The organism is Candidatus Chryseobacterium colombiense, from assembly GCA_029203185.1.
Classification (GTDB): domain Bacteria; phylum Bacteroidota; class Bacteroidia; order Flavobacteriales; family Weeksellaceae; genus Chryseobacterium; species Chryseobacterium colombiense.
The window spans coordinates 321034-334517 of the sequence record CP119310.1 but is presented as its reverse complement, the minus strand read 5'-3'; the positions used below and the strand labels follow the sequence as shown (position 1 = coordinate 334517).

At 35.1% G+C, this 13484-nt stretch carries 12 protein-coding genes; 3 read left to right on the top strand and 9 right to left on the bottom strand.

Features of this window, described 5'->3' with window-relative positions:
• Window positions 1–52: 52 nt before the first annotated feature.
• Window positions 53–2257: a RelA/SpoT family protein gene (locus tag P0Y62_01480; protein ID WEK70226.1), complete on the top strand. Its 2205-nt coding sequence runs from the start codon at window positions 53–55 to the stop codon at window positions 2255–2257.
• 8 nt (window positions 2258–2265) lie between these two features.
• Window positions 2266–3435: a Na+/H+ antiporter NhaA gene (nhaA, locus tag P0Y62_01475; GenBank protein ID WEK70225.1), complete on the top strand. Its 1170-nt coding sequence runs from the start codon at window positions 2266–2268 to the stop codon at window positions 3433–3435.
• A gap of 4 nt (window positions 3436–3439) precedes the next feature.
• Here the strand turns inward: nhaA and P0Y62_01470 are convergent, their stop codons facing one another.
• Window positions 3440–4459 carry a YihY/virulence factor BrkB family protein gene (locus tag P0Y62_01470; protein WEK70224.1) on the bottom strand — a complete coding sequence of 340 codons (1020 nt, stop codon included), beginning with the start codon at window positions 4457–4459 and terminating at the stop codon, window positions 3440–3442.
• A 3-nt stretch (window positions 4460–4462) separates the two neighbouring features.
• The gene (locus P0Y62_01465; protein ID WEK70223.1) at window positions 4463–5485 is read right to left on the bottom strand and encodes a DUF4421 family protein; all 1023 of its coding nucleotides are present in this window, start codon (window positions 5483–5485) and stop codon (window positions 4463–4465) included.
• A 123-nt stretch (window positions 5486–5608) separates the two neighbouring features.
• Between P0Y62_01465 and P0Y62_01460 the strand changes: the two genes are divergently transcribed.
• A complete protein-coding gene (locus P0Y62_01460; GenBank protein WEK70222.1) occupies window positions 5609–6082 on the top strand; it encodes a 23S rRNA (pseudouridine(1915)-N(3))-methyltransferase RlmH in 474 nt (157 codons plus the stop codon).
• A gap of 10 nt (window positions 6083–6092) precedes the next feature.
• Here the strand turns inward: P0Y62_01460 and P0Y62_01455 are convergent, their stop codons facing one another.
• From P0Y62_01455 to secD, 7 genes are all read right to left on the bottom strand, one after another.
• On the bottom strand, window positions 6093–6548 hold the full coding sequence (locus P0Y62_01455) for a tRNA (cytidine(34)-2'-O)-methyltransferase (protein ID WEK70221.1): 456 nt from the start codon (window positions 6546–6548) through the stop codon (window positions 6093–6095).
• A gap of 43 nt (window positions 6549–6591) precedes the next feature.
• Window positions 6592–6903: a hypothetical protein gene (locus tag P0Y62_01450; protein WEK70220.1), complete on the bottom strand. Its 312-nt coding sequence runs from the start codon at window positions 6901–6903 to the stop codon at window positions 6592–6594.
• Between the two features lie 12 nt (window positions 6904–6915).
• The gene (locus tag P0Y62_01445) at window positions 6916–7734 is read right to left on the bottom strand and encodes a tetratricopeptide repeat protein (GenBank protein WEK70219.1); all 819 of its coding nucleotides are present in this window, start codon (window positions 7732–7734) and stop codon (window positions 6916–6918) included.
• On the bottom strand, window positions 7731–8297 hold the full coding sequence (locus tag P0Y62_01440) for a phosphatase PAP2 family protein (GenBank protein WEK70218.1): 567 nt from the start codon (window positions 8295–8297) through the stop codon (window positions 7731–7733). The genes P0Y62_01445 and P0Y62_01440 overlap by 4 nt, the downstream gene beginning before the upstream one ends.
• An 8-nt stretch (window positions 8298–8305) precedes the next feature.
• Window positions 8306–8644, bottom strand: a complete 339-nt coding sequence (locus tag P0Y62_01435) for a twin-arginine translocase TatA/TatE family subunit (protein ID WEK70217.1) — start codon at window positions 8642–8644, stop codon at window positions 8306–8308.
• A gap of 354 nt (window positions 8645–8998) precedes the next feature.
• Window positions 8999–10234, bottom strand: a complete 1236-nt coding sequence (locus tag P0Y62_01430) for a TCR/Tet family MFS transporter (protein ID WEK70216.1) — start codon at window positions 10232–10234, stop codon at window positions 8999–9001.
• 192 nt (window positions 10235–10426) lie between these two features.
• On the bottom strand, window positions 10427–13339 hold the full coding sequence (secD, locus tag P0Y62_01425; GenBank protein WEK70215.1) for a protein translocase subunit SecD: 2913 nt from the start codon (window positions 13337–13339) through the stop codon (window positions 10427–10429).
• Window positions 13340–13484: the final 145 nt, after the last annotated feature.

The window sequence follows — 13484 nt, the reverse complement described above, 5'->3', positions numbered from 1 at the left end:
TTTGAAAAGTCCTTATTTTTTCGTATATTCGTCTTATAACATAGGCATTCACATGAGTTACGACTTAGAGCAGGAAAATAAAGAGATCCTTGCAAGATATAAAGATTTAATTTCCAATACATACAGAACCTTGGATGAGGAAAACAATAAACTCATCCGAAAAGCATTTGATATTGCATTAGATGCCCATAAAGAACAAAGAAGGAAAACAGGGGAACCTTATATTTACCATCCTATTGCTGTGGCTAAAATTGTGGCTACAGAGATTGGATTGGGAGCAACTTCTATCGCCTGCGCGCTTTTACACGATGTTATTGAAGACTCCGATTATACCTATGAAGACCTGAAGAAAATTTTTGGCGAAAAAATAGCCAATATCGTGAATGGGCTCACTAAGATTTCCATCATGAATCATCAGAATATTTCCGTACAGTCTGAAAATTACAGAAAGTTATTATTAACACTTTCCGAAGACTTCAGGGTTATTCTCATTAAAATTGCCGATCGTCTTCACAATATGCGTACGCTGGAAAGCATGGCTCCAGATAAGCAGAAAAAGATTGCTTCCGAAACCGTATATATTTACGCACCAATGGCTCACCGTTTAGGATTGTATAATATCAAATCTGAGCTTGAAGATCTTTCTTTAAAATACAACAATCCCGATATTTATAACGAGATTACGGAAAAATTGGAATTAGCCAAAGAAAGCCGCGAAAAGTATATTGAAGAGTTTAAAAAAGAGGTTTCTGAAAAACTACATGAGGAAGGACTCAATTTTAAAATTAAAGGCCGCGCAAAAGCCATTTCTTCTATTTACAGAAAAATGCTGAAACAAGGCGTTTCTTTTGAGGAGGTTTTTGATAATTATGCCATCAGAATCATCTATAAATCGGATGCGAAGAATGAAAAATTTCTTGCCTGGAAAATATATTCCATTGTAACGGATGTTTATCACAGTAATCCTTCCAGAATGCGTGACTGGATCACACAGCCACGTTCTACAGGCTATGAAAGTTTACATTTGACTGTTCTTGGACCTGATAAAAAATGGATTGAAGTTCAGATCCGTTCCGAGAGAATGGACGAAATTGCTGAGAAAGGTGTTGCAGCCCATTATAAATATAAAGAAGGATACAAACAAAGTTCGGAAGACCGTAACTTTGAAAACTGGGTAACAGAAATCCGCGAAGTATTGGAACAGCAGCAAAACCTTTCCACATCGGAGCTCTTGGATAATATTAAACTCAACTTATATTCAAAAGAGGTTTTTGTATTTACGCCAAAAGGGGAAATTAAAATTTTACCGACTAACGCAACTGCTTTAGATTTTGCTTTTGCAGTGCATTCAGATCTGGGAATGAAATGTTTGGGCGCCAAAATAAACGGTAAGCTGGTTCCTATTTCTTATACTCTTCAAAATGGAGATCAGGTAGATATTCTTTCTTCGCAGAACCAAAAACCAAAATCTGACTGGTTGGAATTTGTAGTGACTTCAAAAGCAAAGTCGAAGATCAAAAGCTATTTGAATTCCCAAAAAAATCAGTTGGTAGAAGAAGGAAAAGAAATTCTTCAGAGAAAGCTTCGTCATGCCAAAATTAATTTCAATGATGAAGAAATCAATAAACTTCAGAAATTCTTCAACCTCAAAAGCTCTCAGGAACTATTTCTTAAATTCCAGAATAATGAACTGGATGCAAGCAGCCTGAGAAAGTATATTGAAAGTAAAAACGTTTTCAACAACCTACTTTCCAGATTCAGAAAATCGCCTTCAAAAAATGTACACTATGAAGAGCCTAAGGAACAGAATCTGGACATGATCGTCTTTGGAAAAGATGAAGAAAAGCTAAACTACAGTTATGCAAAATGCTGTACGGTAATCCCAGGAGACAAAATTTTTGGATTTATTACGATTTCTGACGGTATTAAAGTACACAGTGATAACTGTCCAAATGCTATCAATCTTCGGGCTCAGTACGATTACAGAGTGATTCCTGCAAAATGGGTGAATGCAGAAAGCTTTAAAAACAGAATAAAAATTGAAATTGAAGGCTTGGACAGAATGGGAATGATTAATGATATAACAGCTGTGATAAGTGGTGCAATGGGAATGGATATGAAAAGTATGTCTATTGAATCCAATAACGGTGTTTTCAACGGAACTATCAATCTTGAAGTGAAGAACAGAAGTCAGCTGGAAGAAACCTTTAAAAAGCTTAAAGCAATCAACGGTGTTTCAAGAATCAGAAGGATATAATAAGTGGTATGAATTTGAGTTTATATTTTAAAAGATTCTTTAGTAACAGTCAGTTTTCTGGAATTATACTCATTTTATGTGTTATCATTTCACTGCTGATTGCCAACTCGGCTATTGGTGAAAGTTTTCAGCTTTTTCTGGATAAAAAAATCGGTATTTCTCTTTTTCATTTGGAATACCCGATAAGCATATGGATTAATGATGGTTTGATGGCCATTTTTTTCCTTTTGGTAGGTCTAGAAATTAAAAGAGAAATCATTGAGGGAGAACTTTCTTCATTTAAGAATGCTTCTCTTCCTATTTTTGCGGCTATTGGCGGAATGATCGTACCAGCTGTAATTTTCACCGCTTTTAACTTGGGAACGAAATATGAAAACGGATGGGGAATTCCCATGGCTACTGATATTGCATTTTCCCTGGCTATTATTTCCATGTTAGGAAGCAGGATTCCGAACTCTATTAAAATTTTTCTGGCCGCATTGGCTATTGTAGACGATTTAGGAGCAATACTTGTAATTGCCATATTTTATACCGATCAGATCCATTGGATGTATTTATTACTTTCTTTCGGAGTAGCTCTTTTATTATTTATTTTAAACTTTTTAAAGGTTACCCGGCTTGTTTTCTATATTATTCCAGGGGTATTTTTATGGTATTTTCTTCATCATTCAGGAATTCATGCTACTATTGCGGGAGTTTTACTTGCTTTTTCAATTCCCACCAATGAATCTGATACGGAAACATCTCCTCTAGAAAAACTTGAACATACATTAAGCATTCCGGTAAGTTTTTTAATTATGCCCATATTTGCACTTGCCAATACCAATATCACCTTCAACAACACCATGATTGGAGGACTCACTAATACTTTAGGGCTAGGAATTGTCTGCGGATTGGTTTTAGGTAAACTTATCGGGATTAATCTTTTCTCTTTTCTTGCCATCAAATTCAGACTGAGTTCACTGCCACAGAATAGCTCGTGGATGCAAATGATCGGTGTGGGTTGTCTGGCAGGAATTGGTTTTACAATGTCTATTTTTATCGCTTTACTTTCTTTTAAAACAGAAATACAGATTCAGGATGAAGCCAAATTTGCCATATTGGTCGCTTCTTTTTTATCTGCTTTTTTAGGATATATGATTTTGAAAATAAGCTCTAAGAAACTTTCAGAAACATAATATATTAAGTTTTGGAATTTTTTTTCTGATTTAATTTTCTAGTGTGCTCTTCGTCACATGCTAAATCGGGTTCTTTAACTTCTGCTTTATATAACAGAGCTTCTTTTTGAAGTTCATCGGAAAGTAATTTTTCAAGCCTTAATTTTCTGATTGCCATATTCAGCTCATTTCCGAAAAGAAGAAGGTATACATTTACATTTACCCAGACCATCAAAAGGATCATACTTCCGATAGAGCCGTATAAAACGTTATATCGTGCAATATCTTTTACGTAAATGGCGAAAATATAGGTCGTAAGAACAAATAAAACTGTCGTCAGAATAGCTCCCGGAATTGCCTGTCTGAACCTGGTAATTTTCACCGTTCCCAACCAGTAAAACAAAGCCAAAAGAATAAAGTAAAATACCGGAAACGAAACAAATCCAATGATTTTCGAAAGGTTATTGACAAGCCATGAAATATCATAAGACGGCGTGAAAAGCTTCATAACAACCTCTACATAATACACTCCGAAAAGTGCCAAAAATACAATGGAAATAAACCCTATTGTAATAAAAAAAGAAAGGATAAACTCTTTTACATCCGTCAGCTTTTCTTCAGAATTTTCATTAAAACCATTAATTAATGAAAAAGTACCGTTTGTAGCAAAGACCAAAGCCAGAATAATCGTCAGATTACTGATGCCTTTCATATTGGGAATAATATTGGTCTCTATATACCCTCTTACATCTCCTTCCATATTGGATGGAAAAACATTGTGCATTAAAACTTCAAAAATATAGAACTGAAGCTTGTCATAATGCGGCATATAAGGTAATACAGAAAGCAGGAAAAGAAGAAAAGGAAATAAACTTATGGTAAAACTCCAGGAAATTGCCGCTGCTTTTCTACCTATTTTTCCTTTAAAAATCCCTGAAATATAGATCTGGAACATCTGCCAAAGCGATATTCCCAAAACAGGAATATGAATACCGTCAAAAAACTCTTGAATCTTCAAGATAAATCTAGGAAGTTTTATACCCATGTTCTATTTTAAAATATGATCTATTTTATCAAAGTTTCTGTTTACAAATGTAGGGGAATTAAACCGGAAACCAATTCCCGCCCGGAACAGCCATTGTGTTGTTGAGTAAAAATTCTCGTTAGAACTGTTGATCCAGTTCAGTTGAAACCCTCCCCCGAAAAACCATATTCCATTATCATACCCAATTCTCGCATTAGAATACAACCCGACATTAAATTCGTGAAAATCCTCATTAATGAGTTTAGAATAATAAAATTCCGGATACGCTTCCACAATGGCATACCAATTTCCTTCAATCTTTTTCTGTACACCGCCACCCGACCTTAAAGCAATTCTAAAATCTTTTGAAGGAGAATTATCAGTACTTTCGTTAAAGACTTCGCCCTGATAAATTGTTTTATTAAAATCATTGAGAATATTATACTGATAAAATAGACCTGTGCTCACAATAAAAACGTCTTTCAATGGCTTATACGTTATATTATTGAAACTTTTGTAATCCGTTTTATTTCCCAGTAACAGATAACTTGTTTCCCCTTTAAAGGATCTGTATCTTGCATCAGGAAACTGCAGATATCCTTCCTCATTATAATCATCCCCATAAATCAGGCGCATAAATTCTTTAGTATCCTGAAAATACATTCCTTTTACCTGACTAAAATAAACATATTGCCTGAGTTTCGGACTCACAAAAAAAGTAAATCCTATATTAAAGTATTTTGATTTTCCTTTTTCCGGATCATCATTGTTGATTCTTGTGAGCTTCGGAGCAAATGAAAAGCTAACATCCAGCCATCTATAGCGTAAGAAAAACTCGGTATAGAAAGCATCATTGGGTCTTAAACGAAAAATTTTATTCTGATATAGCAATCCGAAAATATTGTGGATATAACTCAATCCTGTAACTACCGAAACTTTATTTCTATCGTCTTCCAGGTATTTTTTATCCGGATTTTCATCAATTTCCTGAGCATAAGAAACTGATGAAAAACAAAAAAGCAGACAAGAAAGGATTTTTACTTGCATCGGATTGGCGTTCTAACAAAAGTAATGATTTTTTTAAACTTATAAATCTTCAAAAACAGCGCAGATTATGACGTTCTTTAATTTATGAATATCTTTGCCGCTGTAAATACTTAAAGCCAGAAAATGCAGATCAATTTGCTTTGTATCGGAAAAACAGATGATAAGGAAATCACTTCATTAATCAGTTACTATCTGAAACGTCTCCCTAAACACTGGAATTTTGAAATTATAGAAATTCCGGATGTAAAAAATGCTAAAAATCTAACTTCAGATCTTCTAAAAAAAGAAGAAGCAAAACTTTTCCTGAACCATATTGATAAAAATGATCTGGTTGTGATTCTGGACGAGAAAGGAAAACAGTTTACCAGCCGGGAATTTGCACAAAAAATTGATACCTGGATGAATTTATCCGTAAAAAAGATCCATCTTTTAATAGGAGGAGCCTATGGTTTTTCTGACGAAATCTATAGCAGGACCAACGAAAAAATGTCATTATCTAAAATGACATTTACCCATCAAATGATCCGCTTGTTTATTGTGGAGCAGTTGTATCGCGCCGATCAGATTTTGCAGGGAAAACCTTATCATAACGACTAATTCTTTTTAACTAAATTTTTAAACCAATCTGTCTTTTTGCTTCACCTACCACAAAAGCCACAGAATTAGCTACATTAAAACTTCGGATCAATTTTGACATAGGAATCGTTACATGATTTTCAAATCGATCCAGAACCTCTTTGCTCAATCCTTTGCTTTCCTTTCCGAAAACCAGCCAGTCACCGTCTTGAAAATCTATATCCAGATAGGATTTATCAGCGTGAGAACTCATTAAAAATACCCGGGATAAGTCCGGAATGGCTTTTATCCATTCTTCAACATTTTCATATTCAGAAACATCGAGATGAACCCAATAATCTAAACCGGAACGTTTTAAATTTTTATCATTAATGACAAATCCAAAGGGATGAATAAGGTGTAAGCGGCTTTCTGTTCCTACACACAATCTTCCAATATTTCCAGTGTTATTGGGTATTTCCGGTTCTACGAGAACAATGTTCAGCATGAAATTGATATTGATTTAAGAATATTATAAAGATAAAATAAGATTATTTCTTCGTATTTACCATCACTATTTGAGTAATCCCTTTTTCTTTGAATTTCTTCTTGATTTTATCATCTGTAAGAACCATTACATTTTTTATATTTCCAGAAGGAACTTCTTTTACAGCATCAAAAGTACTTTCTACATTATCGATGTAGAAAAGGGATTTAGAGGGTAACTCCTGAGATTTTTTCAAAGCGGCTGCCAAAAGAGAGTTTTCCTGTGGTTTTGCTTTAGCTTGTTGAGCGTTTACGGAAGTCATCACTCCCAGACTGAAAATTGTAGTTACAAATAGTTTTAGATTGGGTAATTTCATATAATATCTTGATTATTTTTTCTCACATTTAGCATAATATTCCTGCAGTAAAGCTTTTTCGTAACCTAAACTTACTGCTTTATCTAAGTTGGCACAGGCTTCTTTGGGTTTTGCTGTATCAAACAGAATCTGTGCTTTGGTAACGTAAGCCTGAGCAAATTTCGGATCAACAGAAATTGATTTATTAACATCAGCAAGCGCTTCTTTCGTTTTTTTCATTTTAAGGTAAATATCTCCTCTCCCACTGTATAATAGCGATTCCGGCTTTTCCGAGATTAACTGATTATAATCTTTTAAGGCACCTTCCAGATCTCCGTTTCTTTTTTTAAGATTCGCAAGTCCTGTTCTGGCAAGAATATTATCCGGCGCGAAACTTAAAACATACTGTAAATCTTTCTGTGCCAAATCTTTCTTACCTAAATTCTCATATATTTTGGAACGAAGCAGATAAAGATTAGCACTCTCCGGTTCTAATGATATTCCTGTATTGATGTATTCTAGAGCCTTCGTTTTATTTCCTTTCTGATTGTGCAAAGACGCCAGATTTTCATAAACAGAAACAGATTTCGGGTTTGACTTTAAAGCAGATTCATAGGATTTGAACGCTTGTGCAGTTTTGCCTAATCTCCGCTGTGAAGTTCCTAGTTTATCATAATATTCCGACTGAAATTTCTGAATCTGTTCTTTTTCAGCAAGCTTTGTGTATTGTTCTTCAGCACATTTGTAATTGGCTTTACTGAAGCATTCTTCTGCTGTTTTTTTGTCTTGTGCGTGAAATAATTGAACCGCCGAAAAAGTGGCGAAAGTAAAAAGTAGGAATTGTGTTCTCATATAGTTTTAGTTTGTTTGTTGATCACTTTTTTGGCGAGCATAGCAAAAAGCCCTCCCAATAAAGATCCAACAAACGCCCCCACCAAAATATCTATCGGGAAATGCACACCTAAATAAATTCTGCTGTACGCTACAATTGCAGCCCACACAAATATAAAATAAGGAAACCATTTTAGCTTACTTTTTAAGAGAAAACTTAAATAAGTCGCTAAAAAGAAAGTATTGGAAGCATGCGCCGAATAAAAACCAAACTGACCACCACATTTCACAATTCTCATGTGATCCTGTAAACTAGGGTCATGGCAAGGTCTTAATCTTGCTACTCCGTATTTAAATATACCTGCTAACTGATCAGAAATAGTAACTCCAATCGCGATAAATATTAATATAAAAACAAATGATCTTAGTTTATAATTTTTAAAAAGTAGATAACAGAAAATAATGTAAAGCGGAACCCATATCCAGGTACTTGAAATCAACATCCAAAACTGATCGAAAGATGAACTTCCTAAATTGTTTAGATATAAAAATACGCTTTTATCATCCTGAATAATTTCTTCCATAGTCTATTCTATCTGCTTACAGGCCCTTCATGAGTTTCGTCTTCTGAGGGTTTAATTTTCTCCTGCTCTGTTTTGATGGAAGAAGGTTCGGTTAAGACATCTTTTTCAATATCTTTCATGGGATTAAAATCTTTGGCAGCATCTTTTACTTTTTCAATCTCACGTTTGATCTCAGAAACAGGATTATCCGTTTCTTTCATAATCTCAGTTTTGATGTCTTCCACTGCCCCACGCATCTTTCTTACGCCTGCTCCCAAGTCACGCGCAATCTGAGGAAGTTTATCCGGTCCGAATAATACAACGATCGCTACGGCAATCAATGCCATTTCTCCAATGCTTAATTCCATTTGTCAAAATTACGAAAGATTATGCAATTGTTTTATGTTATGTATCAATTTTAAATAAATTTTAAGAATTTAAATAATTAGAGTTTTAAAATATTTAGTTAGAGTTGTATTGTTTCACTTTTAGAACATTCATATATGATTGCCATTCCGATGCAGAAAGAATCTATTATTTTTAATTAAAACCTTCTATTTTAACAAGCAATTTAAAATTGTTCAAGAAAAATTAATTCACTTTAATTTGATATAATTAAAATATTTTATTATATTTAAAACAACAATGAGTACAAAACTCATTTCATAAATTCATATACTTCTTCAAAAGCAACAAGGGGATCAAATTCGATCCCCTTGTTTTTATTTAATACTTTCCTTCTCTGCATTTTTATTTTTAAAATTGAAATAAGTAATAATTACACTCACCGTCATTAATATAAATGCCAAGAAGAATGGCGCTCCTGAAAACTTAAAGGGTGCTTTATCATGAGTAAAGAAATAAAATAAATTCGTCATCATCGGAGGCCCGATAATAGAAGTTGCACTCATTAAACTCGTTAAAGCTCCTTGCAGCTCTCCTTGTTCATTAGAAGGAACACTTTTCGTAATGACTGACTGTAAAGCCGGACCACAGATTCCTCCCAGACAGTAAGGAATAAGGAATACAAACATCATCCAGCCTTGAGATGCAAAAGCAAATAAAAGCATTCCGACCGCATATAGAGCCAATCCATAATAGATACTTTTCTGTTCACCCAGTCTTGGTGTAGTCCAACGAATCAAACCTCCCTGAACCAATCCCACCAATAAACCCACAACTCCAAGTGAAATTCCTACCATTCTTTCAGTCCACCCGAATTTATACATGGTGAAGAAGCTCCAGTTACTCTGTACAGCATGTCCGGCGATATAAATTAATATCAATGAAACAATCAATCCTGAAATTTCCGGGTGTTTGCCTAAAAATTTAAATGAGCCGATTGGATTGGCTCTTTTCCAGTCGAATTCTCTTCTCTTCTCCTTATCCAAACTTTCAGGAAGGATGAAATACCCATAAAGGAAATTTAACAAACATAATCCTGCGGCTGCATAAAAAGGAACTCTTGATCCATAATGCCCCAGAAGTCCTCCTAAAACCGGCCCTACAATAAATCCGAGTCCGAAAGCGGCGCCAATCAAACCAAAATTCTTGGCTCTGTCTTCATCGGTTGAAATATCCGCGATATAAGCACTTGCCGTAGTAACGCTTGCTCCGGTAATTCCCGCAATAACTCTTCCTAAAAATAACCACCAAATTGTGGGTGCTAAAGCCAGGAAAATATAATCTATCGCGAAACCGAAAAGCGAAATCAGAATAATGGGTCTACGTCCGAATTTATCACTTAAATTCCCAACTACCGGAGAGAAAATAAATTGTGTAAAAGCATAAGCAAAACCCAACCAACCGCCATATTTGGCAGCTTCACTTATATCACTATGAATAAGTTCCTCAATTAATTTCGGAACTACCGGAATGATGATTCCCCACCCCGTAATATCAATTAATAACGTAATAAATATGAAGCCAATAGCAGCTTTTTCCCTTGAATTTTCCATACCCTGCAAAAATAATCAAATAAGGAAAAATAATGATTCTAAATTAGTAGTAAGTGAAAAGTAAGAGGTAAGAAGCAAAAAGTTAATAGTGTATTACAAAAATTTGAAAGTATTAATTTCAAAACGGAACATTTTGAACAACAAAAAAGCCTTCCAAATTGGAAGGCTTTTTCTTATTTATTGTAGTATAAGTTATTTTGAAGCAAGTACTTCTTTGTTTGAAGTAGATTTACCATGTACTTCCTCCTCTTTTCCTTTTTTAAGGAAGTCATAAGCGATTGCTGATGCCACGAAGATGGATGAATACGTACCGAATCCGATACCGATTAACATTGCAAACATAAATCCTCTTAAGTTATCTCCACCGAAAATGAAGATCGCCAAAATTACCAAGATTGTAGTAAATGAGGTGTTGAATGTTCTACCCAATGTACTAGAAATAGAGTCATCGAATAATCCAGCTAATGTTAAAGATTTTTTCTCTCTTAGGTATTCTCTAATTCTGTCGAAGATAATTACCGTATCGTTGATGGAGTACCCTAATACAGTCAGGATCGCAGCAATGAAATCCTGGTTGATCTCCATGTTGAACGGCATATATTTATGAAGCAATGAATACGCTCCCAAAATAATTATCGCATCGTGGAATAATGCTGCAACCGCACCTAAAGAGAACTGCCATTTTCTAAATCTTACTAAAATATAGACAAAGATCATTGCCAATGCAGCTACTACTGCATAGATTCCGTGAACTTGAATATCGTCTGCAACGGAAGGTCCTACTTTTTCAGAAGAAATAATTCCTGCATGGTCTTTATCTGCAGATTTGAAATCTTTTAAAGTAGTTCCTGCAGGCAAGTTTGATTTTAATCCTTCGAACAATTTTTGTTCAATGATTTGGTCGGCTTTTAAAGATTCATCTTCGATAAGATAATCTGTAGAAATCTTCAATTGATTGTTGTTTCCAAACGTTTTAGCTTCTACTGAAGAGTTTTTTCCGTCTTCAGTTTTGAATAATGCTACCAATTTTTCTTCAACATCTTCCGCTTTAACGTCTTTATCAAATCTTACCACATAATTTCTACCACCGGTAAAGTCGATACCATATTTGAAACCGTGAGTAGCGATTGAAATGATACAAACCACTGTTAAAACTGCTGAGAAAATGTAAGCATATTTTCTTTTTCCGATGAAATCGATCCAAGTATTTCTGAATAGATTCTTTGTTGCAGGAGTCCAAACAGAAAGTCCTTTTCCTTTATTTAATCTCGCGAAGATCATTACTCTCGAAAGCAATACAGAAGTAAACAATGTCATCGCAACCCCGATCATCAAGGTCAAAGCAAAACCTTTGATAGGCCCTGTTCCGAAGAAGAACAATACAACTGCCGTTAAGAAAGTTGTTGTGTGGCCATCGATAATCGCGTTCAATGCGTGTTTGAAACCATCTTTATACGCTTCAAGAATACTCTTTCCTGCAAATAATTCTTCTTTTGTTCTTTCATATATGATAACGTTCGTATCGACCGCAACTGCCATCGTCAAAACGATACCCGCGATACCAGGAAGGGTAAGAGTGAAATCTCCCGAATCCATAATACCGAAAATATAGAATAAGTTAATAACCATCGCAATTACCGCATAAACACCAGCTCCACCGTAGTAGAAAATGATATATACGATAATGATCGCAAATGCAATCATGAATGACATTAAACCAGCATCAATAGACTCCTGTCCTAGAGATGGTCCAACAACTGTAGCCTGAACTACTTTTGCACCTGCAGGTAGTTTACCCGCTCCTAAAACGTCTACCAATTCTTTAGCTTCTTCCTGAGAGAAGTTACCAGAGATCTGAGTTCTACCGTTAGGAATTGCACCTACAACGTTCGGAGCAGTATAAACTCTACCGTCCAATGTTACCGCAACTGGTTTACCAACGTTTTTCTCTGTTAAAGTTTTCCATTCTTTCGCCCCTTTAGAATCCATCTGCATGTCTACTACTACTCTGCTCAGCTCATCATAGCTAATGTTTGCAGTTTCAACAGCACCATCTACTGGAGCTTTTTGGTTGATGTTACCTCTGATTGCATACAATACCAAGCTTTCAGCATCTGAAGCTTCAGGTTTGTATCCCCACATAAATTGGGTATATTTAATATTAGCCGGACGTAAAGACTGAGCTACCTTGCTGTTCAAAATTTTGTTTACAACAGCTGTATCAGATAATTTTACACTTCCAACCGCACTTGGACTCATAGATTTTCCTCCCTGAATGATATTTGCAAAATTTGTGTTTTTTGCAACCCCCATAGAATCTCCTTTTGCAGCTACCATTGTGCTCAATGTTTGGAAATAAGGAGCGATCTCAGTGATTTGCTGTACTTCCCAGAATTGAAGTTTTGCAGAAGTCTGAAGCATCTTCTTTACTTTGTCGATGTCTTTCATCCCCGGCATTTCCACTGAAATTCTAGCAGTTCCAGGCACTCTCTGAACGTTTGGCTGAATTGCACCTAACTTGTCAATTCTCGTTCTGATCACCTCGAAAGCTGTTCCTACAGATGCATCGATCTTTCTTTTAACAATGCTTTTTACCTGTTCATCCGGTGTATTGTACTTTACCTCAGTAAGTGTTGTATTTCCGAAAATTTCCGGATCTGCCAACTTCAGGTTAGTACCTTTAGCTTTGTTTACTGCATCAAACTGTTCGAAGAAATTGTCGATGTAGGCTTTTGTAGAATTCTTTTGTGCTTCATCAGTTTTGTTTAAAGCCTCAATAAGAACAGGATTGGTAGAATAATTGGTTAAATCATTCACAAGATCTCTTTGGTTGATTTCCAAAAGAACGTTGATCCCTCCTTTCAAGTCAAGACCAAGTTTCATTTCCTTGTCTTTGGCTTTAGTGTAATAAAGTTTTGTGAATCCTAGGTTCAGAGTATCCTTAGAAAGCTTTGCAATCTCTCTCTGATACTTTTCCGGATTGTCTCCTGCAATAGCAGTTGCCTGCTTTTCAATTTTGCTGGCGTACCATGTTGGTAATAGCTCATTTAAGCAAATCAACCCTAGTACAATAGCAACAATTGTAATAAGTCCTTTTCCTTGCATTTTGTTATAACTACGTTAAATTAAGTCGGCAAATATAATCATTTTATTGAATTTTATGAATTTTTAACAACAGAAATCGTTTATTTTCAGATATATCGGCATTCTCATTTTCATTTAAGATTTAATAATTTTTTGACAATATTTT